Origin of the sequence: Pseudokineococcus sp. 1T1Z-3, from assembly GCF_037482365.1 — a bacterium.
Taxonomy (GTDB): Bacteria; Actinomycetota; Actinomycetes; order Actinomycetales; family Quadrisphaeraceae; genus Pseudokineococcus.
This window is the reverse complement of sequence record NZ_JBBHZF010000023.1, coordinates 455,216-477,645: the sequence shown is the minus strand read 5'-3', so window position 1 is coordinate 477,645 and position 22,430 is coordinate 455,216. Positions and strand designations below refer to the sequence as shown.

Below are 22,430 nucleotides of genomic sequence, written 5' to 3'. Positions count from 1 at the left end.
CCCGCGGGCGCGGGGCGCGCCGAGGTCACGCGCTGGACGACGACGCGGCGGACGACCACACGCCGGACCACGACGCGGCGGACGACGACGCGGCGGTCTGGGCCTCCTGGAGGACGAGGTCGACGAGCTCGGGCGGGGCGTCGAAGACGAGCCCGTGGGCGTGGCCCTCGACGACGACGAGGCGCCCGTCGGGGACCATCGCCGCGAGCTGCTCGCACCACCGCCGACGGACCACCGTGTCCCGCTCGGCGTGGACCACGAGCAGCGGCACGGGCAGCCGCTCGTCGATCTCCTGCCGGGCCCGGCGCAGCGCCCGGCCGAGCAGCACCAGCGCCTGCCCCGGGCCAGCACGCAGGTAGTCGAGCACCGCGACGAGGACGATGCGCGGGCGCTCGCGGGGGCCGTCGCGCAGCAGCCGCCCGGCGAGGGCGAGCCGGCCCGGGCTCTGCGGGTCGCCCGTGGGCGAGACGACGACGAGCCGGCGCACCAGCTCCGGCGAGCGCAGCGCCACCTCGCCGACGACCTGCGCGCCGATCGAGTGGCCCACGAGGACGGCCGGGCCCACGCCACGGGCGCGCATCCACGCCGCGACGGCGTCGGCCAGCTCCTCGACGTCGAGCGCGCCGCGCCGCGGGCGGGGGCTGCGCCCGTAGCCCGGCAGGTCGGGCGCCAGCGCCCACGTCCGCTCGCCGAGCCGTCGGGTCATCTGCTGGTAGGAGCGCCCTGACATCCCCAGGCCGTGCACGAGGACGACCGGCGCCAGCCCCGCCTGCGCGGCCTGCGCGGCGGGCGGACCGGTCTCGGCCGGCCCGTCGTCACGGCGCACCGTGCGCCCGACGACGCGGACGCCGCCGCTGCCCGGCCACGCCTCGCGGTGGCTCATGTCGCCGACCACCCGCGCCCCGACCGGGCGGTGCACGACGACGAGGTAGGAGGCGCCGGCGAGGACGGCCGGCACCACGAGACCCGCCGCGCGTCGCAGCACCGACCGTCGGCGCCGGGCGGACGTGCCCGGCACCCGCACGGGCGGCAGCGGCCGCGGCAGGGCCAGCGTGCCGGGCAACCGCCAGGACGCCGGGAGCGGCAGCCGGGCAGCAGCTCGCCGCAGTCTCCTCGTGCCCTCGCCCGCGCTCACCGCGGCAGTCTCGCGGGGGCCCGCAGCCCACCGCGAGGCGGCGCCCCCGCAGGTCATGCTGGCGGTCGTGCAGGCGGTCGTGCATGAGGTCGTGCTGGAGCTCGTGCCCGGGGTGGCCCGAGCCGGCCCCAGGCGGCGCGCCCGGGCCGCGCCCGTCCTGACGGGGGCGCTCCCCGCCAGGGGGCATGATCGCCCCCGTGACGACGGGAGGTGAGGGGCACGGCCTGCCGCCCAGCACGCCGCTGCCGGCGAGCCCCGACGCCTCCTTCGACCGCTTCGCCCGCCTCGTCCGCACCCAGCTGGGGGTGCCGACCGCGCTCGTCTCGCTCGTCTCGGCGCGGGAGCAGGTGCTCCCGGGCGCAGTGGGCCTGCCCGAGCCGTGGCAGCAGCGGCGCTCGTCGCCCCTGACCCACTCGGTATGCCAGCACGTCGTCGCGACGCAACGCCCTCTCGTCGCCGCCGACGTCCGCGAGGTGCCGGAGCTCGCCGGCTCCCTCGCCGTCCCCGCCCTCGGGGTCGTCGCCTACGCCGGCGTGCCGCTGCGGGACGCCGACGGCGTCGTCGTCGGCTCGCTCTGCGCGATCGACGGCGAGCCGCGGGAGTGGGACGACGCCGACGTGGCGGTGCTGGAGGACCTGGGGGCCGCCTGCTCCTCCGAGATCGCCCTGCGCCAGCTGCGGGCCCGCGCCGACGCCGGCGAGCGCCACTCCCGCCTGCTGCTGCGCCTGTCCGAGGTCCTGGCCGGCACGACGACCCCGGCCGACGTGGCCGGCGCCGTCCTGCCGCTGGCTCACGAAGGTCTCGGCACCCAGCACGCCGACCTGTTCCTCCACGACCTGGCGCGCCACCGGCTCGTCCGCGTCGACGACGTCGACGGTCTCGAGCGGGCTGCCGGTGGCCCCCGCGAGCGGCGGCTGGACCCCCAGGACGCCGTGGGGGCCGTCGCCCTGGGCCTCGACGCCGTCCACGCCGCCGACCCCGCGGCGCTGCTGGCCGAGCACCCCCGCACCGACCTCGGGCCGGGCGCGGGCGAGGGAGCCACCGCCGTCCTGCCGCTGGAGGCGGGCGGGCGGGTCGTCGGCGTCCTCGTGCTGGGCTGGCCCGTCGGCCAGGCCCCCGACGCCGACGTGCGCGACGTCGCCGCGGCGCTGGCGCGCTACACCGCCCAGGCGGTCACCCGGGCGCAGCTGCTGGAGGCGCAGCGCTCGACCGCCACCCTGCTGCAGGAGGCGATGCTCACGGCGCTGCCCCAGCCGGACCACCTCCACCTCGTGGCCCGGTACGTGCCCGCGGCCGACGGCGTCGAGGTCGGCGGGGACTGGTACGACGCCGTCGTCATGCCCGGCGGCGCCGTCCACCTCGTCATCGGTGACGTCGTCGGCCACGACATGCGCGCCGCCGCCGCGATGGGCCAGCTCCGCTCGCTCACCCGCTCGCTGGCGTGGGCGCTCGACGAGCCCCCGAGCGGGGTCCTGGCCCAGGTCGACGGCGCGATGCACGGGCTGCACGTGCACGCGCTCGCCACCTGCCTGCTCGCCCGCGTCGAGCAGTCCGCCGCCGACGACGCGGCCGGCCTGCGCCGGCTGCGCTGGTCCAGCGCCGGGCACCTCGCCCCGCTCCTGCTCGAGGCGGACGGCCAGGTGCGGCTCCTCGACGAGGGGAGCGACCTGCTCCTCGGCGTCCGCCCCGACGCCCCCCGCTCCGACCACGAGCACGTGCTGCACCCGGGCTCGACGGTGCTGCTGTACACCGACGGGCTCGTCGAGCGCCGTGACCGGCCCGTCCGCCAGGGGCTGGAGGAGCTGTGCCAGGCCGTGCGCCGCCACGCCGACCTGCCGCTGGAGGAGCTGGTGGACACGCTGCTGGCGGACATGGTCGGCGGGCACGGCGCCGACGACGTCGCCCTGCTGGCCCTGCGCGCCCACCCCGAGGACCGGCCCCGACCGGTCGAGGCCGGCCCCGGGCACCTCTGAGGCCTCGTCGGCCCGGCCGCCCGGCGATCGCGACGTCGCAGCCCCAGCCCCGCGCAGGTCGGGCAGGGTGGCGGCCATGGCGGGCGTGCGGACGGTGGGGGTCGAGGAGGAGCTGCTGCTCGTGGACCCGGCGACGGGGCGGCTGCGCGCCCGCGCCGGGGCGGTGCTGCGCGCCGAGGCGACCCGGGACGCGACCCGGGAGGACGGGGACAAGGGCGGGCCGGGCGGAGAGCTCGTCGCCGAGCTGAAGCAGGAGCAGGTCGAGACCGACACGCGCCCGTGCGCCGGCGCCGAGGAGCTCGGCGCCGAGATCCGCCGGTGGCGGGCGGGAGCGGCCGCCGCGGCCGCCCGGGCCGGGGTGCGGGTGGCGGCGCTGGCCACCTCTCCCGTGCCGGTGGACCCGACGACGACGCCCCAGCCGCGCTACGAGCAGATGGCGGTGGACTACGGGCTGACGGCCGAGGAGCAGCTGACGTGCGGGTGCCACGTGCACGTCGCCGTCGACTCCCCCGACGAGGCCGTCGGCGTCCTGGACCGGATCCGCCCCTGGCTGCCCCCGCTGCAGGCGGTCACCGCGAACTCGCCGTTCTGGCAGGGCCGTGACACCGGCTACGCCAGCTACCGCTCACAGGTGTGGGACCGGTGGCCGACGGCCGGCCCGGCCGAGCTCTTCGGGGACGCCGCGGGCTACGAGGCCGCGGTCGAGCAGCTGCTGGCCACGGGGGCGTTGCTGGACCGGCACATGCTCTACCTGGACGCGCGACCGGCGGAGGAGCACCCGACCGTCGAGGTGCGCGTCGCCGACGTCTGCCTCGAGGCCGACGACGCCGTCCTGCACGCCCTCCTCGTGCGAGGACTCGTCGAGACGGAGGCCCGGGCGTGGGCCGCGGGGGCGTCCCCACCACCGGTGCGCACCGAGACGCTGCGGCTGGCCCGCTGGCGCGCTGGGCGTTCGGGGCTGGGTGGGGACCTCGTCCACCCCGTGACGGGGCGTCCGGCCCCGGTCGGCGACGTGCTCGACGCCCTCCTCGCGCACGTGGCGGACACCCTCGCCGACAGCGGGGACACCGAGGTCGTCGCCGACCTCCTCGCCGCGGCGCGGGCCCGCGGCGGCGGCGCCGGCCGCCAGCGGGCGGCGCTGGCCCGCACCGGTGACCTGGCGGGCGTCGTCCTCGACGCCGTGGGGCGGACGACGCCGCAGTGAGGCGGCCCCGCTAGCCCCGCTAGCCTCGCCAACCGCGCCAGCCGCGCCAGGCCGGCGCCGGAGGAGGGGTGCACGTGCGGGTCGTCTACGACAGCTTCGGCGGGCGGTACGCCGACAGCCCCCGCGCCGTCCACCAGGCGCTGCTGGCCACCCGCGGCGGCGTCACCCCCACGGGACCGGGGCGCACGGACGTGCCGCGTCAGGAGCGCGAGCACACCTGGGTGCTCGACGAGCGGCACCGCGCCGGCTTCCCCCGCGGCACCGCCACCGTCCTCGACGGCAGCCCCGCGATGCGGGCGGCGCTGGACGCCGCCGACCTCGTCGTCGCCAACACGCACCTGCCGCTGGACTGGGTTCGGCCGGCGGGCACCACCTACGTGCAGACCTGGCACGGCACACCGCTCAAGCGCATCCACGGCGACGCGCACACGCAGTACGACGACGACACCATGGCCCAGCTGCAGGCCGAGGTGGACCGCTGGTCGTGCCTCGTCGGCCCCGGCGGGCAGGGCAGCGCGTTGCTGGCCCGCGCGTTCCGGTACGCCGGGCCGGTGCTGGACGTGGGGTACCCGCGCAACGACGTGCTGCACGCCCCCGGCGCCGCCGAGCAGGGACGGGCCGTCCGCGCCCGCCTCGGCATCGGGGAGGACGAGCAGGTCGTCCTCTACGCCCCCACGTGGCGTGACGACGAGGACCACGCCGACCCCGACGTCAGCCCCGGCCTGGACGCCGCGCGGCTGGCCGACCAGCTCGGGGAGGGGTGGCGGGTGCTCGTGCGGCTGCACTACTTCGTGCGGCGGTCCTCGACCGACGAGCACGAGCGGGTGCTCGACGTCGGCGCGCACCCCGACATCACCGACCTGTACCTGGCGGCCGACGCCTTCGTCACCGACTACTCCTCGTCGATGTTCGACGTCGCGCCGACGTCGCTCCCGGTGCTGCTCTTCGCCTACGACCTGGAGCACTACCGCGACCGGCTGCGGGGCTTCTACCTCGACCTCGACGAGGAGTCACCGGGGCCGGTGCTGGGCACCCAGGACGAGCTGGCCGAGGCGTTGCTCGACCTGCCCGCCGTCAGCGCCGCGTGGGCCCGGCGTCGCGCCGACTTCGTCGCCCGCTGGTGCCCGATGGACGACGGCGGCGCGACGGCACGCCTGCTGCTGCAGCTGGGGCTCTGACCCGCCCGGCGGGACGACCGGTCGCGGGGACGAGGACGGCACCTCGCCCGCCAGGGGCGAGGTGCCGTCGCGGTCGAGCTGTCGGCGCCTGCTCGGCGCCGACGGGCGCTCAGGTGCCCGAGGGCTGCGTCTGCTCGGCCTCGGCGAGCGCCTCGGCGTAGCGCGCCTTGACCTCGTCCATGTCGAGCCCACGCAGCTGCCCGAGGAGGTCCTCCAGCGCCGGCTGCGGGAGGGCGCCCGGCTGGCTGAAGACGGGGATGCCGTCGCGGTAGGCGACGAGCGTGGGGATCGAGGTGATGCCGTACCGGGCGGCGAGCTCCTGCTGCGCCTCGGTGTCCACCTTGGCGAAGGTGACGTCCTCGTTGGCCTCGGAGACCTTCTCGTAGACCGGCGCGAAGCTGCGGCACGGTCCGCACCACTCCGCCCAGAAGTCGATGAGGACGATGCCGTCCGCGACGGTCGCGTCGTGCTCGGCCAGGGTCAGCTCCTGCGTGCTCATGCGAGGGTCCAACCAGCGGCGCCGGTGGCGTGTTCCACGTGGACCCGGCTCGACCCGGGCGCTCGGCGAGCGGCAGCGCAGGGCATCAGCGACGTCGACGACGACGGCCGCTCCTGAGCGCGGACCTCACGGGCCGGCGCGCCGTCTCGCCTCCTGGGCGCGGGCGTCGCGGGCCGGCACGCCGACGCCAAGCCCTCGGGATCCGCGGTCGTCCGACGGGCTCCGCGTGTCGGCCCTCGGAGTCCGCGCCCGTCCGCGAGGCCCGACGCGCCGGCCGTCGACCTCCGTCCCCGTCCACCACGCCAGCACCGCCCGCCACCCGTCCGGCGCCTGGCCGCGGGTGCCCGCCCAGGCGACGTAGCCGTCCGGGCGCACGAGCAGCGCGGGCCCGCGGTCGGTGCGGCGGACCCGCATGAGGGGCGCGACCGCCGGACCCGGCGCCGCGACGTCACGCGGCTCGACGAGCACGAAGCCGGGGGTGGTCCGCAGGACGGCGGTCAGCGACCCCTCGACGAGGGGCACAGCGGTCGCCCGGGTGCCGACGAGCCGTGCCTCGCCGCGCCCGCGGGGGTACCGCGACGTCGTCCCGGCGAAGCCGCCGACGACCCGGTCACGCGCGGGCGGCAGGCGGAGGACCACCGGCAGCACCGCGTCCCGCAGCGCGCGGAGGGCGGGCGAGCCCGTCGTGAGGCCCCGCGCCATGAGGCCGGACCGACGCAGCACCCGCCGGCCGACGGGGTGGCGCTCGGAGCCGTGGGTGTCGAGGACGGCGTCGGGCGCCCCGCCCAGCACGGCGTCGATCTTCCACGCCAGCCCGGCGGCGTCCTGCACGCCGGTGTTCATGCCCTGGCCGCCCATCGGCGAGTGGACGTGCGCGGCGTCCCCGGCGAGCAGCACGCGCCCGACGCGGTAGGCGCCCACCTGCCGCTCGTCGCTGGAGAAGCGGGACCGCCAGCCGACCTCGGCCACCCCGACGTCGGGCCGCGCGCTCCGCAGCCGGTCGACCACCTCGGCGTCGGCCAGCGGCACCTCCAGCGGGACCTCGCGGCGGCGGTCCCACGTAATGGCGCGGTACCAGCCGGCGCCCTCCTCACGGTGGTAGGCGACGAGGAACGCGAAGCCGTCGGTCGTAGTCCGCACGGTCAGCCGCTCGGGTGGCGGGCCGCCGGTCAGCCGGACGTCGGCCAGGACCATGGACGAAAGCACCGTGCGGCCCGGGAACGGCACGCCGACCAGTCGCCGCACCGTGCTGCGGGCGCCGTCGGCACCGACGACGTACCGGGCCCGCCAGGTCGTGGGCGGGCCCTCGCCGCTGGTCGGGCGCGTGGTGACGACGACGAGGCCGTCGTCCTGGGCGAGGTCGACGACCTCGACGCCGCGGTGGACGGCGGCGCCGTGGGCGCGTGCGGAGCGGTCGAGGGCCGCGTCGACCTCCGCCTGCGGGACGACGAGGGCGAAGGCGAACGCCGAGGCGAGCGGTGGCAGCCGCAGCGGGCCGCCGCGCAGGCCGAGGTCGAGCTCGCGGGCGGGGACGCCGCGGGCGAGCAGGTCCTCGGCGAGCCCGCGCGCGTCGAGCAGCTCTAGGGTGCTCGCCGTCGTCGCGAAGGCGCGGCTCCTGCGGCTGCGGTCCGGACGTCGGTCGAGGACGGCGACCGACCGGCCGGCGCGCGCCAGGTCACCCGCCGCCGTCAGGCCGGTGGGGCCGGCGCCGACGACGAGGACGTCGAGTACGGAGGAGCTACCTCCCTGGGCACGGGCTCCTGCGGCGTGGCCCGCATAGGAGGGGTCGACGGCCACCGCTCACCCCCGGCACCAGATGGGCCCGACGCCGCGACGCTAGCCATGCGGGACGCCGCCGACAACGGTCCGGCTCAGAACCAGGTGCGTCCCAGCACCGCGGTGGAGGGGTCCCACAGCAGCGCGCCCAGGCGGCGGGCGGCCCCGGGCGTGCGCTCGTCGACGCGGCCGGCGGCGGCGTGCCCCGCGAGCGGTACCTGGCCGAGGACGGTCGCGCCGAGCACCTCGACGGGCAGGACGACGTCGGGCTCGGCGCTCGTCGGCTCGGCGGTGGCCGTGCCGTCCTCGCCGACGTCCAGACGCCAGCGGCCGCCGGCGAGACCGAGGGCGTCGACGACCTCGACGGTCACGGCGCCCGGGAGGGCGTAGCGGCGGGCCGTGAGCGCCGCGGGGACGTCGAGCACCCGGACCCAGGCGAAGTCCTCGTGCTCGGACTGGGTGGCGGCACGCGGGTCGAGGAGCAGCTCGGGCAGGGCCTCGAACGGTGAGCGGTAGGACGCCGTCACCGAGGTCACGAGGTCCACCTCGGCGAGGTGGCGCCACAGCGCCGTCGTCGCAGCCGGGCCGTCGGCGAGGAGCTCGGCGACCTCGGCGCGCGCCGTCGTCCGGCGGCCCTCCCAGCTCTCGACGGCGCGGTAGGTGAGCGCGCCGACGACCGCGCCGCTGTCGTCCCGGGCCAGCACCGCCGGGCGCAGCCGGCGCCGCTCGGCGTCGTCCTCGGCCTCGAGCCCCAGCGCGGACCGCCACCACAGCGGCTCGCGGGGCATGGCGCCGGGCGAGCGCGCCGCGAGCCGGTCGTGCAGGGCGGGCGCGACGTCCACGAGGTCCGGGGCCTCGCACGGGTCCAGGTGCACCCGCCCCTCACGGACGGGATCGGTGCGGAAGCGCGCCTCGCGCGCGTCCAGCGTCCACCGGCACGCCCGGGTGGCGGCGCCGAAGCCGTAGCGCTCGTAGATGCCGCCCTCCATCGCGATGAGCACCGCGAGCGTGTCGCCGCGCTCGCGGGCCGCGTGCAGGTCGTCGGTCATCAGCTGCCGCAGCAGGCCGCGGCGGCGGTGCGTCGCCGCGACGGCGACCGAGCTGATCGCGTCGGTCGGCGCGCAGCGGCCCGGCCCACCAGGCAGGGGCAGCGGCACCGCGTAGGAGCGGAAGGTGGCGACGAGGCGGTCGCTCGTCTCGACGACGACGCGCCGGCGGTGCCCCTCGCGCAGGCGGCGGACCAGCTCGACCGTCGTGGGCGAGGCGTGCTGCTCGGCGAGGTAGGCACGGTGGGTCAGCGCCAGCCACTGCTCGTGCTCCTGCGGGCGCATGTCCCGCAGCCGCAGCCCGTCTGTCCTCACGCCCTCGTCCGTCACGGGCGGCGACGCTACCGGCGGCGCCGTCCGCCCAGCACGGGCGTTTCCGCTGACCGGTTGGCGCAGAGCGGCTCAGAGGGCGCTGTCGACCCGGTCCACGTCGGTCGTGGTGTTCCGGACGCGCACCGCGACCTCGTCGCCGACCGCGGGCACGGCCGCGCCCGCGGGCACGAAGACCATCGAGACCTGCATGTGCGGGGGCTCGACGAAGGACGCCCGGCCGCCGCCGACGGCGTAGGGCGAGCGCACGCGGCCGGCGGCGTCGAGCAGGCCCCGCGCGACCGTCGCCGCCCGCGCGCGCAGCGACCCCGCGCCGGTCGGGGCGGCCATCCCGACGCCGTGCGAGGTGCCGCCCGCGACGACGAGCACCGTGCCGGCGCGGCGGGAGGGCCGCTGCCGGTAGCCGACGGCGTCACCGCGGGCGACCGGGTGGGCGTCGAGCACCGTGGCGGTGACACGCAGCGCGCCCGGGTCGCCGAGCCACAGGCTCGTGCCGGTGCGTGGCCGTAGGCGACGGTCGGGGAGCTCGCCGGCCAGCTGGGCGAGCTCGCCGGCCTCCAGGTGGGAGACCCAGACCTGCGCCGCCGCATCGCCGCTGGCGGCGAGGCCGGCCAGCGCCGGCTCGGCGAGCAGCCGCCGGACCTCCTCGACGTGCCCGCTGCCGCGCGCCGCCGACGCCACGCGCCGCAGCCGCCCGGGGCGGGGCCAGGCGCCGCCGGTCGGCAGCGGCAGGTGCAGGGCGACGCCCTCGACCCGGCAGCCGAGCTCCGCGGCCAGGTCGACGAGCGCCGGCATCTCCGCGTCGGCGCCGTGGCGCGTCATCGACGTCAGCCGCTCCAGGACGACGCGCGGCGCGGTGTCGGAGCGAGCGACGAGGTCGCGCAGGTCCGCCGTCCGCCCGACGGTCGACACGACCCGGTCAGGGTCGACGCCGAGGTCGGCCGGCCGGGGCTGGTGCGGTCGGTGCGGCGCCAGGACGAGCAGGGACCCGTCGAAGGCCTCGGCGACGGCGGGCAGCTCCTCGTGCAGGCCGACGGCGACGGTGTCGACGCCGAGCGCCTGCGCGCGCCGGGCCAGCCGGGTCAGGCCGAAGCCGTAGCCGTTGCCCTTGGCGACGGGGACGAGCCCGGGCAGCCGCTCGGCGGTGCGCTGCAGGTGGGCGAGCCAGCGGTCGTCGTCGACGTGCAGGACGAGCGGCATCAGCCGCGCCGGCGCTGGTAGAGGTCGAAGGCGGTGTACAGCACCCGGTTCAGCGGCAGGTCCCACTCCCCGACGTGCTCGACGGCCTCCCCGCCGGTGCCGACCTTGAACTGCACGAGGCCGACGTGGTGGTCGTCGGCGCTCAGGGTGTCGGTGATGCCGCGCAGGTCGTAGACGCGGGCGCCCTCGGCCATGGCGTCGCGGATCATGCGCCACTGCACCGCGTTCGAGCCGCGGACCTCCCGCTTGGCGGTCGAGGAGGCGCCGTAGGAGTACCAGGCGTGGGCGCCGACGCGGATCCACAGGGTCGCGGCGACGAGATCGCCCTCGTGGGAGGCCAGGTAGAGGCGCAGCCGGTCGGGCTCGTCGCCGTTGAGGGCCGCGGCCATGGTCGTGAAGTAGTCCAGCCGCCGGGGGGTGAAGCCGTCGCGGCCGGCGGTGTGGACGTAGAGCTCGTGGAAGGCGGACAGCCGCGGGTCCTCGCCCGTCGGGGCGCAGACCTCGACCTCGACGCCCTCCTTGGCGGCCTTCTTGATGTTGCGCCGCCACAGCTGGTTCATGCCCTTCAGGACGGCGTCCTCGGTCCGGGGCGTGCCGTCGGCGTCCGCCAGCGGGACCTGGAAGGCGTACTGCGGCTGCCCGGCGGAGAAGCCACCGGCCACGGCCTGCGAGCGCCAGCCCAGCCCTCGCAGGGAGGCGACCACGCCCATGCCCACGGAGCTGGTCTGGGTCGGCGGCAGGTCGACCAGGGAGGTGACGGCGTCGTCGGCGATGCCCTTCTTCACCTGCTCGGCCGACCAGCGGCGAGTGGGGACGGGCGGGCCGATCCGGACGCCGAAGGCGCCCCTGGCCTTGAGGTGGCGGGTCAGCGGGGCCAGGTAGGGCTCGAGGTCGTCGCCCACGGCCGCGTAGTCCAGGACCGGGCCCTCCGGCAGGTACGCCAGGTACCTCTTGACCCGCGGCAGCTGCCGGTAGAGGACGAGCGCCGCGCCGACCTGCGCGCCGCCGTCGAACCAGCCGAGCGACTCCGCCGTCCACTCGGGCTTGACCGCCGCCCACCCCGGGGTCTGCAGGAAGCTCGCCGACCCGCCGGCCTCGACGTGGGAGGCCACGAACGCCCGGTGGTCGGCAGGGGTGGTGGTCGTGACCTCGATCATCGGCGCGACCCTAGCCACCAGGGGCCGTCCGCTGCGACCGGCCTCGAGGGAGCCCGGCAGGAGGGCTGCCACATGGTCGGCTCGGCACGGTCGAGGAGCAGCACGCCGTCCGAGCCCTGCACCAACGTGCGGGCTTCCTCCCGTTCACTGAGGGCGCGGAGGTCCGCTGCTCCGCGAAGACGCTCGGCCTCGGGAGCAGCTGATCAGCGCGTGGTCGACAGGGGAAAGCGTCTCACTCACCAACGTCCACCGGTCCCGTCGCAGCGGCGGCGCTTGGTGGCAGCTCGGCTCGTGACCCCAGGCTCAGAGCCTCGTCGTGGACACCACACGTCCGGCGCTGTCGCGGACCACGAGGTCGATGTTGCTGACGACGCCCCGATGGAGACGGACGAGCACGGGTACGAGTCCGTCGGGGCCGATGGTCACGGGCTGCTCGCGGTCGTCGTACCGCACCGCGGCGCTCGCGCCCACGAGCCGGCGCACCTGGGCCAGGGTGACGAAGCAGACGTCCCCGCTGTCGTCCTCGACCGACGACACGAAGCCGACGCCGTCGACCGGCCGCGCCGGGCTGTCGACGTGTCGTGCCGTGGAGCAGCTCTCCACGTCGGTCGGGTAGGCGGAGGCGATGCCGCCCGCCGTCACCCACCCTTCTGCGCTGCGGCTGAAGTGCCGCAGGTGCGGGGCGGTCACGTGGGTCGAGGGCTCGGTCAGCGTCGCGGCGACCACGGCGTCAGACGTGCCCGCGGCCGCGGCCAGCACCGTCAGTGATCCAGCCGAGGAAGGCGACCATGACGGCGTCGTCCTCCGGGGTCAGGTTCCACGGCGCGCCTGCGTCGTCCGACGTCGTGGCTTCTCCACATGGTCCTGAGCGGCTTGCGCCCGGCTCACCGCCGGGCCCCACCACTGAACCCTCGGCTACCGCTGACGAGTGCCTCCGCACCAGCGTCCCCGCTGACGACCGCCTGCCAGCGACCCGACGGTCGCTCGAGCATCGCGCCACCGCACCCCTACAGCCGTCCTGCTCACGACCCTGTCCGATAACGGGCGCCCCTGGTCCTCGATCAGCCGCCGATGTCGAGGCGTCCGGTGCGTTGGTCCAGGTCGCAGACCGGGTCGGCCTGGTCCGGAGCAACACGCTGGCACACCTACCCCAACCACCGACTCAATGTCCCGGCCGGCGGCGTACCCCGCCAGGAGCACCCCTAGCCACGTCCACGCCTCCGGGCCCGCTCAGTCGGCGAGGGCATCCAGGACGGCGTCGTAGTTCTCGCCCGTCAGCAAGCCGTCGTCCAGGGCACGACCGACCGTGGCCTCGAAGGAGCCCGCCGGCTCCGAGGCTGGCGCCGGGTCCCACTCACCGGCCTGCACGCCCCGGCTCGGCTCGTACGGCCTCGTCGTCAACGACTCCAGCATCTGCTCCCGGGTCAGCTTCCCCAGCGTGGTGACTCGCGGCGGTCCCTGGCGCATCAGTAGGAGCGGTATTTGGCACGCATCGAGGCCGGTGACGCCTGTTCGGCGTTCAGGGCACTCGCCCTGGGTCAAGTGCTCGGTGTCCATCCGGGGGGTAGTCGGGTGCCGGGGATGTTGGGGTCCCACATGGCTTCGCCGTGGTGGTGGGCGACGCCGTCGATGACGGTGATGGTGCGCGACTCTGGCTCGTCGGTACTGGCGTTGGGGTGAGCGGTCCCGAGCTCGTCGGGGTTCCCGGCGCTCTGGGCGTCGGCGATGTTGGCCAGCCGTTCTCCCCAGATCGCGGGTCCGGTGTGCTCGACCAGGACGGCGGTGCCCTCGGGGGCGTAGAAGTCGGCGTCGAAGGGGTGCAGATCGAGCTCGGCGGCGTAGTCGATGAGCATCTGCTGGGTGAAGCGGTCGCGGGCTCGGGGTGCCATGTAGGCGTTGGTGTCCTCGAACGGCAGCCTGTCCCCAAGGTCTACGAAGATCCACCCTCCGCGGTTGCCGATCCGTGTCCCGACCGTTCGGCCGGTGAAGCCGCGTGGGTCCACGTCTTTGGAGACAGGCTGCAGGACACCGAACTCGTGGATGCCGTAGAAGCCCCGGGGCCAGATCAACCCACGGGGGTCGTTGGGACAGCTGCTGACCTCCACGCTGCCGACGCCCCGCGTCCCGAACGCCGCCTGCTCCGACCCCGAGTCGGTGCCCTGCCAAGAACTGCGGAGCATCATGGTGCGGTAGGGCCCCTTGGAAGCGACGGGGACGAACAGGTTGCGCCGCCCCATCGCTACCTCCATCGGCACTAGCTCGGCGAGCAGCATTTCAAGGTCGCCGGTGATGTCGCGCCGGCGCAGCGGGTGGCCGGTGCGCTCGAGCACCCCGCGGCCGCGCCAGTCCATGAACCCGGCGACGCACTCCTCGACGTCGGCGGCGAAGAACGTCAGGCTCTTGGTGAGCGGGTGCCAGGCCCCGCCGAGCAGCAGCCGTTCGGCCTCCTGGCGTGCCGCCGACATCCGTCGCACGGTCCTCATCCTCCCCTGGACCCTCGCCCGGGCCCAACCGGCGAGCTCGAGGCCTTCGGCGAGCCAGTCGGGTGTCCTCACTCGCAGGCGCCGATCACCAGGCGGATGACCTGGACCGGCTCGTCGGCGGCGTTGGCGCGGATCCGCAGCTCGTGCGCGGCGCCACGGCGGGAGCGGCCGGTGCTGACGCCGCCGGTGCAGATCGGCCGGTCGAGCGCGACGTGGTAGCTAGTAGTGACGGCGCCGCGAGCAGCCCGCGAGGGCGTCCAACACCCGTCCGCCCGCGTGCTCATCGACGTCGGTCCGGCCGGTGTTAGCGGCGATGGTGACGGCCCGGCCGGCGCGCCAAACCTGCGTCTCGTGCTGAAGCTTCGGCGCCGAAGAGTGCGTAGGTCCGGCGGCCGGGGCCGGGAGTTCCGGCCTCGGTGGTCGCCGTGGTCGGCGCTCCTACGTCTCCCGGGAGCCGCTGTGCCGCCGCAGGTCACGGACGAGCATCTCGGGCGACGGGTGAGCGCTACAAGACAAGGGCATCGCCGGGCCACCCATGGCCCTCCCGGTGCCGACGAGAGCCCCCGTCTCCTCGTTGGTCTGGTGTGCCGGGCGTCTGGGTCGACCACCGCAGTTGTCCACCTCCCGGCCCCCGCCTACGGTGTGCCCGTCTCGGCGTCCCATGCCCCTGCTGCGCCGGCTCCTGACCGTCCCCCGTGGACCTGACCACCGCAGCACGGCTCATGTCGACGCCGTGCGCCCGAGCCGAGGAGGACGCCATGCGCGCCCTGCATCTCCGCCGCCCCACCCCCGTGGCCGCCACGGCCACCGCGCTCGCCTCGATGATGGTGCTCACCGCCTGCGGCGCGGGCTCGCGCACCGGCGCCGAGAACGCCGCCGAGGTCGAGTGCGACGTCGAGGTCGACTCGCCGACGACGGTGAACGTCCTCGCCTACAACTCCTCGGCGATCGACCCCTTCACCAACACGATGGTCGCGAGCTGCACCCAGGGCGACCTCACGGTGGCCCACGAGCCGATCGACTTCGCCGGCCAGGTGCAGCGCACCACGGCGACGCTCGCCGGGGACAGCGGCACCTACGACGTCATCGAGACGTACGGCTACATCATCCCGCAGCTGGCCGCCGACGGGTCGCTCGTCCCCCTCGACGACCTCGTCGACACCTACGGCGAGGAGTACGACCTCGGCGCGCTCAACGAGGGCATGCGGCAGGCGATGTCCTACGACGGCCAGCTCTACGCCCTGCCGATGCAGGCGCAGATGTACGTCATGGCCTACCGGGCCGACGTCTTCGACGAGGCCGGGCTCGAGCCGCCGACGACCTTCGCCGAGATGCGCGACGCCGCAGCGGCTCTCCAGGAGTCCGGTGACTTCGCCTACCCGATCGCGCTGCCGCTGCTGGCCAGCGGCGACATCGTCACCGCCTACGACGCGGCCCTCGGCTCCCTCGGGGTGGACTTCGTCGACGTCGACACGATGTCGGCGAACTTCGACACCCCCGAGGCCGCGCAGGCGCTGGAAGAGCTCCTGTCCCTCGTGCCCTACATGGACCCGCAGGTCACGACGTTCGACCAGCCGAGCGTTCAGCAGCAGATGTACAACGGCGACGCCGCCATGGCGATCATGTTCTCCGGCCGCATGAACGACCTCGTGCAGGAGTCGAACACCCAGTTCTTCGACGACTTCGGCTTCGCCCCGCCGCCCGTCGTCGTCGAGGGCGCGCCGTACCAGTACAGCGCCCTGTCGGTGGACGGCTGGTCGCTGCCGCAGAACTCCCCGGTCCCCGACGACGTCCTCTTCGAGGTCATCGCGACGGCGGTCTCCGAGGAGGCCTCCGAGGCCTCCGTCCCGGCGGCCTACCCCGCCCGTGACGGCCTCGTCGACGAGGACTCCTCGCCGTACGCGGCCGCGGCCAACGACGCCATCGACAACGCCCCGCCGGCCGAGCCCTACCCGTGGACGGCCGTCATCTCCAACGAGATCCGGCCCGTCGTCGCCGAGGTCGTCCTCGGTCAGACCAGCGTCGAGGACGGCACCGCCCGGATGCAGCAGATCGCCACGGACGTCCTGGCGGGCTACTGACCTCCCGCCCCTGAGCCGGGCGGGGCCCTCCGCCCGAGGGCCCCGCCCCCTCTCCCGGCAGCGACCTCGCCGCCGTCGCCCCGACCCGCCGGACCCGAGGAGCCGCTGTGCGCAGACGTGAGTACGCCTACCTGGTCGCCCCCAGCGTCCTGGTGATGCTGGCGCTGCTGGTCGTCCCGCTGTACCGGACGGTCGAGTGGAGCCTGCAGGAGGTGCGGTACGGCCAGCCGGGCACCTTCGTCGGGCTGGACAACTACCGCGAGGCGTTCGCCGACCCCCGGTTCCTGTCCGCCGTCTCCTTCACGGTCGTCGTGACGATCGCCGTCGTCACGGTCCTCGTGCTGGGCGGGTACGTGCTCGCCGTCCTCGTCAACCGGCTCGGGCGGATGCGCCCGGTGGTGCTCGGGCTGCTGCTCGTCTCCTACGTCGTCCCCGGGCTCATCGGCGCGACGATGTTCTCCTGGCTCTTCAACGACAACTTCGGCGGCCTGGTCAACCAGCTGATCTCGGCCGTCGGGCTGCCGCCGGTGCTGTGGTTCACCGACACCTGGGCCAACCGCGGGCTGGTCGCCGCCGCGGTCGTGTGGGGGCTGCTGCCCTTCTCGATGCTCGTGATCCTGGCCGGGCTCCAAGGGGTTCCCAAGGACCTGCTGGAGGCGGCCCGGGTCGACGGCGCCGGCACCCTGCGCACGCACTGGAGCGTCATCGCGCCGAGCATCCGCGGGATCATCGGCTTCGTCACGCTCATCTCGATCATGGACGTGCTGCGGGTCTTCGACCAGCTCATCCCGCTCTCGCCGCAGGCGGTGCAGATCGGCAACGAGTCGCTCGTCCTGTACATCTACAACCAGGCCTTCCTCGACGGCGGTCAACGCCTGGGCCTGGGCAGCGCGATGAATGTCCTGCTCATCGTGCTCATCGCCATCATGCTGCTGCCCTTCATCCGGGACACCGCGCGCGAGGGGAGCCGGGCGTGAGCGACCAGACGACAGAGCGGGTCACCACCCCCCACGGCGCCCCGGGCGGCTGGCGCGAGGCGGCAGGTCGCCAGCCCGAGCGGGAGCCGGAGACCTACCGGACGGCGCGCGGGCCCAAGACCTCGCGGCGCAAGAACGCCCTGGCCGGTGTGCTGCTGGCCGTCGTGTGCCTGGTGATGCTGAGCCCGGTGCTGTGGACGGCCTTCTCGGTGGTCAAGCCGACCAACGTCGCCTTCCTCAACCCGCCGGTCTACACCTTCACCCCGACGCTCGACGTCTTCGTCGACCTCTGGCAGTCGACGAACTTCTACCGCTACCTCATCAACACGAGCGTGGTCGCGGCCTGGTCGACGGTCGTCGCGCTCCTCATCGGGCTGCCCGCCGCGTACGCCCTCTCGCGGGTGCCAGGGTGGGTCTCGGTCGTCCTGCTCGTGCTGGCCCTCGTCTTCCGGGCGCTGCCGCGTACCGCCGTCGTCCTGCCGATGTACGAGATCTCCACGCAGCTCGGGATCTACGACACGACGCTGGCCCTCGGCGCAGCGCTCATCGCCATCAACCAGCCCTTCTCCATCTGGTTGCTGCGCAATTTCTTCGCCGCGGTGCCCAAGGAGATCGACGAGGCGGCGATGCTCGACGGCTGCACCCGCATCTCGCTGCTGTGGCGCGTCATCATCCCGCTCATGGGCCCCGGCATCATCACCGCCGGCCTGTTCATGTTCCTCTTCGCCTTCCAGGAGTACCTGACGGCGGTCGTCCTCACCGACATCAACGCGGCGACCGTCCCGGTCTTCATCGCGACCCAGCTGGGGCAGACGCTGCCGCTGCTGCAGCAGGCGGGCGCGGCCTCCTTGCTGCTCACGGCGCCGGTCTTCGTCTTCGCCTTCGTCGCGCAGAAGTACCTCATCGCCGGCCTCAACGCCGGGTCAGTCAAGGGCTGAGGAGCGCCGTCGCGGGCCGCGTGATGGCCGGCTGCGGAGGTCGTGGTGCCGTGCTGTGCCCGGTCATCGCGTCCCTGCCGTCGCGCAGGTGCGCTCGGCCTCCAGCAGGGACTGCTTCACGGTGATGCCCCACCGGTACCCGCCCAGCGCGCCGTCGCTGCGGACGACCCGGTGGCACGGCACGACCAGGGCCACCCTGTTGCGGGCGCAGGCGCCGGCGACCGCCCGGACGGCCTGCGGCGCGCCGATCTCGGCGGCGACGTCGGCGTAGCTGCGGGTCTCACCCGCCGGGATGCGGGTCAGCGCTGCCCACACCCGCGCCTGGAAGGCGGTCCCGCGGACGTCGAGGGGCAGCTCGTGGGCGGGCTGGCGACCGGACGCCAGGTGGGCCAGCGCTGCGGCGACGTCGGCCAGCTCCTCGTGCGCGGCGACCAGCGTGGCCGCGGGGAACTCCGCGCGGACCTCCTCGAGCAGGGTCGCGACGTCCGACCCGATGCGTACCGCGCACAGGCCGCGCGTGCTGGCGACCGCGAGGAGCTCCCCGACCGGCGTGGTCGTGCTCGTCCACGACAGCTGCTCGTGCGCTGCTCCGCCGGCGTAGGCGCTCGGGGTCATCCCCAGCGTGGGCGCGGCGGTCTCGTAGAAGGCCCGCAGCGACCCGTACCCCGCGCCGAAGACGGCGTCGGTCACCGGCTCTCCCGACCGCAGCAGCGTCCTGGCCGTACCGGTGCGGACCGCATCCCCGAAGGCCTTGGCGCTCGTCCCGACCACCGTGGCGAAAGCACGCGACAGCGTGCGCTGGCTCAGCCCGGTGACGCGGCGCAGCTCGGCCGCGGTCAGCGGCCCGCCGTGCTCGAGCATCGCCCGGCACGCCGCGGCGACCGGGTCGACGACACCGCGCGCAGACGTCGCCTCCTCCGGGGCGCAGCGCAGGCAGGCCCGGTACCCGGCGTCCCTGGCCTGGGCCGGTGCGTCGAAGAAGGTGACGTTCGTCCTCAGCGGACGTCGCGAGGAGCACGTCGGGCGGCAGAAAATGCCCGTCGTCCGCACTGCGTAGACGAAGGGCTTCCTTGGGTGCTCGCGCGCCTGCACCTGCCGCCAGCGCTCGTCGTCCATGTCCATGCCGCCTGACGGTAGGCACGCCCCTCGCACCGCACACTCCGCCCCCGGCCAGCGATGTCGACCACCCGGCTCGTCGCGGCTACCGCTGCCCTTCGTCCGCCGCCTTCCGCAGCGAGCCGGCGAGGCGGCCGAGGACGTCGACGAGGTCGTCCTGCTCGTCCGCGCCGAGACCAGTGGCCGCGGTGACGTCGCGCTGGACGTCGCCCAGCTCGTCGGCGAGCAGGCGGCCCTCGGGCGCGAGGTCGACGAGCACCGTCCGCTCGTCCTGCGCCGACCGGCGGCGGGTGACGCGGCCCTGCTGCTCCATCCGCTTGAGCAGCGGCGAGAGCGTGTTGGACGACAACGACAGGCGCCGCGCGAGCGAGGTCACCGACGCCGGCCCGTCCTGCGCGAGCAGCGAGAGCACCGTGTACTGGGTGTAGGTGAGCCCGTGCCCGTCGAGCAGGACGCGGTAGAGGGAGTCCATCGCGTGCGAGGCCTGGTAGAGCGCGAGGCAGAGCCGGTGGTCGACCGGCACGTCCGGCTCCTCGCGGCCCATCCGAGGATCGTAGGCACCGACTGCTCGGCGCGCCCGATCATGTCGCGCGCGATACGGTCGGCGACGAGCCGACGGAGACGTCGGGGACACCGCAGGAGAGGACTCACGCCATGACCGAGGTCGTCGCCCACCACGGGATCTTCAAGGACACCCACCTGCACGTCGACGACACCGGCGGCCCCGGCCGCCCCGTCGTGCTCATCCACGGCTGGCCCCTGTCGGGCGAGGCGTGGTCGGCGCAGGTGCCGGCCCTGGCCGACGCCGGCTACCGCGTCGTGACCTACGACCGCCGCGGGTTCGGCCGCAGCGACACGCCGCGCAGCGGGTACGACTACGACACCTTCTCCGACGACCTGGCGGCGCTGCTCACCGAGCTGGAGCTCACCGACGTGACGCTCGTGGGCTTCTCCATGGGCGGCGGCGAGGTGGCCCGCTACGCCTCCCGCCACGGGGTCGAGCGCCTGCGCAGCGTCGTCCTCGCCGGCGCCGTGACGCCGTACATGGCCCAGACGGAGGACAACCCTGACGGCCCGCTGGACGACGAGACCGCCCAGACGTTCGAGAAGGGCGTCAAGGATGACCCGCACGCCTTCTACGACCAGTTCACGACCATGTTCTTCTCCGTCGGGGAGGAGCTGAAGGTCAGCGAGGAGCAGCGGCAGCAGGCCCTCGCGCTGTGCGACCAGTCCGACCAGAAGGCCTCGCTCGGCGCCATGGAGGCCTTCGGCACGACCGACTTCCGCGAAGACCTCTCGGCCGTCACCGTCCCGACCCTCGTGATGCACGGCGCGGGCGACGGCGTCGTGCCCTTCGACGGCTCGGGCAAGCGCACGCACGAGGCGATCGCGGGCAGCGAGCTCGTCGTCGTCGACGACGCCCCGCACGGCTTCAACGTGAGCCACGCCGAGGAGTTCAACCGCGCGCTGCTGGAGTTCCTGGCGAGGTAGGCCGCGGCGGCGTCCGCGGCGGGGCCTCGTAGCCCGCTCCGCGGCTCGTGGGCAGGGCCTCGTCGCTGGATGGCGACAGGGTCGGCCTGGTGGAGTGGCGCGGTCCGCCTCCTGGTCCTGCGCGGCAGCCGTGGGGACGGCCCCGGCCGCCGGTCGGGTGCCGGGGCCGTCCACCGTCGCGTCTCACGGGCAGTCGAGGCTGGCTGCCTGGCGGGGTGAGAACCCGAGGTCACGTCGAGCCTGCAGTGTGGCGTCGCCGGGGTCGGTGGCGACGAGCAGCAGATGGCTGGGGGTGGCGTCGTCGTAGAAGACGGTGGGGACGAGGTCGGTGTCCTTCGCCGCGACGGGCTCGAAGGTGGGGAAGCGGACCACCTGCGTGCTGTAGCCCTGCTCGGTGAGCATCGTCGTCGCCGCAGCGACGGTGGCGCCACGAGCGGTCGAGCACTCGAGCGGGCCACCTGGCGCGAAGGCGTTGCGCATGCCGATGATCTGGGCCGCCTGCCCGGGCTCGGTGGGGACGCCGACCGTGAGGGTGAGCCCACTCGCGCCTCGGGGGACGGCGATGTCGTCGGCGTAACCGAGAGCCTGCGCAGTGACGGCGTCGAAGACCACCTCGTCAGTGCTGCCGTCGCTGCCCACCCCGACCCAGGTACCGACCAGCTGAGGCGTCACCGGGGCCGTCTGGACCCTGACGTCGAGCCCTTCGGCCGCGAGCTGCGCGGTCATCTCCTCTGCGGCCGCAGTGGTGTCGATGATGCTGATGCTCACCTCGCCCTCCTCGGCGGTGACGGCGAAAGCCGGGGTCCCCAGGCTCGGCGACGAGGCCGAGACCACCGTGGCCGCAGCGGTGCCGACCAGGACGGCGGCGGCCACACCCGCCAGGACCACTGCCCGGCGACGTCGGGACGGCATCGCGGTCGATGCCGAGGCCCCGCCTGGCGGCCGGTCGGAGACCGTCGTGTCGTCACGGTCGAGTGGGTGGCGGGTGATCTCGGTCATCAGGTGCTCCAGTCGCAGCAGGACACGCTCAGGCGGTAGCTGGCGGACCTCCTTCATGGGTGGACCTCCACCAGCGGCGCGCCGGCGCCGTGGGGGCGCCTGATGGGTAGATGGCCAGCAACGGCGCGGGTGTCCGCGTCGTCACCGCTTCGGCGTACCGCGGAAGCGATCCGGGCACGGGCCTTGCCCAGGTGCCCACGCACGGTGCTGGGGCTGCATCCCAGCTCGTCAGCCACCTGCACCGAGGTCGCGTGCTCGAGCAGGCACCGGCGGGCGATGGTCTGCTGCGGCTCGGGCAGGCGGGCGACTTCAGAGACGACCAGAGCAGCCCCGGACTGCGCGTCAAGGTCAGCCGCGACCGCCTCGGCGTGATCCGGTGCGGCACCCGCGACGTCCCCGGATGCCCGGTAACGCGCCAGGCGGGCCTCGTGCCGCCGCCGGCTTCGCGAGTAGTCCGCCAGGCAGTGGTCGGTCACGGCCAAGACCCACGGCAGTGCAGATCCCTCGACCGCGACGGCCTTCTCCCGCAGCCGCCAGACCTCCAGGAACACCACGGACACGGCGTCCTCGGCGTCGTGGCCCCCGACCCGGCCACGGCATCTGCTGTAGACCGCTTGGACGGTCGACACGTACACGTCAGCGAACGCGGCGTGCACGCCGGCGACGAGCTCGTCCGCCACCCACGGTCCCCCGCCCCTCACGTCGACCACCTCGGCACGCGACCAGCGAGTCTTGATCGCTGCGTGGCGACTCCGAGGCCGGATGAGGCTCCCGGCGGCCATGACGAGGACCGGTCGAGCCGCAGCCGGGCCCCGGCCGGAGCGGGGCCTGGGTCTGGTCGGCCTTG

21 protein-coding genes are annotated in these 22,430 nt (G+C 74.9%); 7 read left to right on the top strand and 14 right to left on the bottom strand.

Annotated features, from left to right (window positions below; translation table 11 throughout):
* Positions 1–25: 25 nt before the first annotated feature.
* The gene (locus tag WDV86_RS09570) at positions 26–1,135 is read right to left on the bottom strand and encodes an alpha/beta fold hydrolase (protein ID WP_339567393.1); all 1,110 of its coding nucleotides are present in this window, start codon (positions 1,133–1,135) and stop codon (positions 26–28) included.
* 197 nt (positions 1,136–1,332) lie between these two features.
* Here WDV86_RS09570 and WDV86_RS09565 point away from each other — a divergent pair, with 197 nt between their 5' ends.
* The 3 genes from WDV86_RS09565 to WDV86_RS09555 all read left to right on the top strand — a co-directional run bounded on the left by WDV86_RS09565 (position 1,333) and on the right by WDV86_RS09555 (position 5,490).
* The gene (locus tag WDV86_RS09565; protein WP_339567392.1) at positions 1,333–3,108 is read left to right on the top strand and encodes a GAF domain-containing SpoIIE family protein phosphatase; all 1,776 of its coding nucleotides are present in this window, start codon (positions 1,333–1,335) and stop codon (positions 3,106–3,108) included.
* 76 nt (positions 3,109–3,184) lie between these two features.
* Complete coding sequence (locus tag WDV86_RS09560; RefSeq protein WP_339567391.1) at positions 3,185–4,312, top strand: carboxylate-amine ligase; 1,128 nt, start codon at positions 3,185–3,187, stop codon at positions 4,310–4,312.
* A gap of 74 nt (positions 4,313–4,386) precedes the next feature.
* Entirely contained in the window at positions 4,387–5,490 is a 1,104-nt protein-coding gene (locus WDV86_RS09555) for a CDP-glycerol glycerophosphotransferase family protein (RefSeq protein WP_339567390.1), read from the top strand.
* A gap of 109 nt (positions 5,491–5,599) precedes the next feature.
* Here the strand turns inward: WDV86_RS09555 and trxA are convergent, their stop codons facing one another.
* The 9 genes from trxA to WDV86_RS09510 all read right to left on the bottom strand — a co-directional run bounded on the left by trxA (position 5,600) and on the right by WDV86_RS09510 (position 14,265).
* On the bottom strand, positions 5,600–5,989 hold the full coding sequence (gene trxA, locus WDV86_RS09550) for a thioredoxin (protein ID WP_339567389.1): 390 nt from the start codon (positions 5,987–5,989) through the stop codon (positions 5,600–5,602).
* Between the two features lie 126 nt (positions 5,990–6,115).
* Positions 6,116–7,786: an FAD-dependent oxidoreductase gene (locus tag WDV86_RS09545; protein WP_339567388.1), complete on the bottom strand. Its 1,671-nt coding sequence runs from the start codon at positions 7,784–7,786 to the stop codon at positions 6,116–6,118.
* Positions 7,787–7,860: 74 nt separating this feature from the next.
* Positions 7,861–9,141 carry a GNAT family N-acetyltransferase gene (locus WDV86_RS09540; protein WP_339567387.1) on the bottom strand — a complete coding sequence of 427 codons (1,281 nt, stop codon included), beginning with the start codon at positions 9,139–9,141 and terminating at the stop codon, positions 7,861–7,863.
* Between the two features lie 72 nt (positions 9,142–9,213).
* A complete protein-coding gene (locus WDV86_RS09535) occupies positions 9,214–10,341 on the bottom strand; it encodes an alanine racemase (protein WP_339567386.1) in 1,128 nt (375 codons plus the stop codon).
* Positions 10,341–11,498, bottom strand: coding sequence for a lipid II:glycine glycyltransferase FemX (locus WDV86_RS09530; RefSeq protein WP_339567385.1), 1,158 nt, complete (start codon positions 11,496–11,498; stop codon positions 10,341–10,343). Before WDV86_RS09530 ends, WDV86_RS09535 begins: the two co-directional genes overlap by 1 nt.
* Positions 11,499–11,801: 303 nt before the next feature.
* The gene (locus tag WDV86_RS09525) at positions 11,802–12,257 is read right to left on the bottom strand and encodes a hypothetical protein (protein ID WP_339567384.1); all 456 of its coding nucleotides are present in this window, start codon (positions 12,255–12,257) and stop codon (positions 11,802–11,804) included.
* A gap of 471 nt (positions 12,258–12,728) precedes the next feature.
* Positions 12,729–12,965 carry a hypothetical protein gene (locus WDV86_RS09520; RefSeq protein WP_339567383.1) on the bottom strand — a complete coding sequence of 79 codons (237 nt, stop codon included), beginning with the start codon at positions 12,963–12,965 and terminating at the stop codon, positions 12,729–12,731.
* A 71-nt stretch (positions 12,966–13,036) separates the two neighbouring features.
* Positions 13,037–13,963 (bottom strand): hypothetical protein, encoded by a 927-nt coding sequence (locus WDV86_RS09515; RefSeq protein WP_339567382.1) that lies wholly within the window; start codon positions 13,961–13,963, stop codon positions 13,037–13,039.
* Between the two features lie 86 nt (positions 13,964–14,049).
* Entirely contained in the window at positions 14,050–14,265 is a 216-nt protein-coding gene (locus WDV86_RS09510; RefSeq protein WP_339567381.1) for a hypothetical protein, read from the bottom strand.
* A 474-nt stretch (positions 14,266–14,739) separates the two neighbouring features.
* On the opposite strand from WDV86_RS09510, the gene WDV86_RS09505 reads away from it, so the two are divergent.
* The 3 genes from WDV86_RS09505 to WDV86_RS09495 all read left to right on the top strand — a co-directional run bounded on the left by WDV86_RS09505 (position 14,740) and on the right by WDV86_RS09495 (position 17,977).
* On the top strand, positions 14,740–16,062 hold the full coding sequence (locus tag WDV86_RS09505) for an ABC transporter substrate-binding protein (protein WP_339567380.1): 1,323 nt from the start codon (positions 14,740–14,742) through the stop codon (positions 16,060–16,062).
* Between the two features lie 107 nt (positions 16,063–16,169).
* Positions 16,170–17,039: a carbohydrate ABC transporter permease gene (locus WDV86_RS09500; RefSeq protein ID WP_339567379.1), complete on the top strand. Its 870-nt coding sequence runs from the start codon at positions 16,170–16,172 to the stop codon at positions 17,037–17,039.
* Positions 17,036–17,977, top strand: a complete 942-nt coding sequence (locus WDV86_RS09495) for a carbohydrate ABC transporter permease (protein ID WP_339567378.1) — start codon at positions 17,036–17,038, stop codon at positions 17,975–17,977. Before WDV86_RS09500 ends, WDV86_RS09495 begins: the two co-directional genes overlap by 4 nt.
* Positions 17,978–18,040: 63 nt before the next feature.
* Here WDV86_RS09495 and WDV86_RS09490 read toward each other — a convergent pair whose 3' ends face one another.
* Together WDV86_RS09490 and WDV86_RS09485 are read right to left on the bottom strand one after the other, a co-directional pair.
* The gene (locus WDV86_RS09490) at positions 18,041–19,099 is read right to left on the bottom strand and encodes a methylated-DNA--[protein]-cysteine S-methyltransferase (protein WP_339567377.1); all 1,059 of its coding nucleotides are present in this window, start codon (positions 19,097–19,099) and stop codon (positions 18,041–18,043) included.
* 79 nt (positions 19,100–19,178) lie between these two features.
* Complete coding sequence (locus tag WDV86_RS09485; protein WP_339567376.1) at positions 19,179–19,637, bottom strand: MarR family winged helix-turn-helix transcriptional regulator; 459 nt, start codon at positions 19,635–19,637, stop codon at positions 19,179–19,181.
* Between the two features lie 110 nt (positions 19,638–19,747).
* Here WDV86_RS09485 and WDV86_RS09480 point away from each other — a divergent pair, with 110 nt between their 5' ends.
* Positions 19,748–20,584 carry an alpha/beta fold hydrolase gene (locus tag WDV86_RS09480; protein ID WP_339567375.1) on the top strand — a complete coding sequence of 279 codons (837 nt, stop codon included), beginning with the start codon at positions 19,748–19,750 and terminating at the stop codon, positions 20,582–20,584.
* 183 nt (positions 20,585–20,767) lie between these two features.
* On the opposite strand, the gene WDV86_RS09475 is transcribed toward WDV86_RS09480, so the two are convergent.
* Both WDV86_RS09475 and WDV86_RS09470 read right to left on the bottom strand, forming a co-directional pair.
* Positions 20,768–21,352, bottom strand: a complete 585-nt coding sequence (locus tag WDV86_RS09475) for a hypothetical protein (protein WP_339567374.1) — start codon at positions 21,350–21,352, stop codon at positions 20,768–20,770.
* 284 nt (positions 21,353–21,636) lie between these two features.
* A complete protein-coding gene (locus tag WDV86_RS09470) occupies positions 21,637–22,263 on the bottom strand; it encodes an RNA polymerase sigma factor (RefSeq protein WP_339567373.1) in 627 nt (208 codons plus the stop codon).
* Between the last annotated feature and the right edge of the window lie 167 nt (positions 22,264–22,430).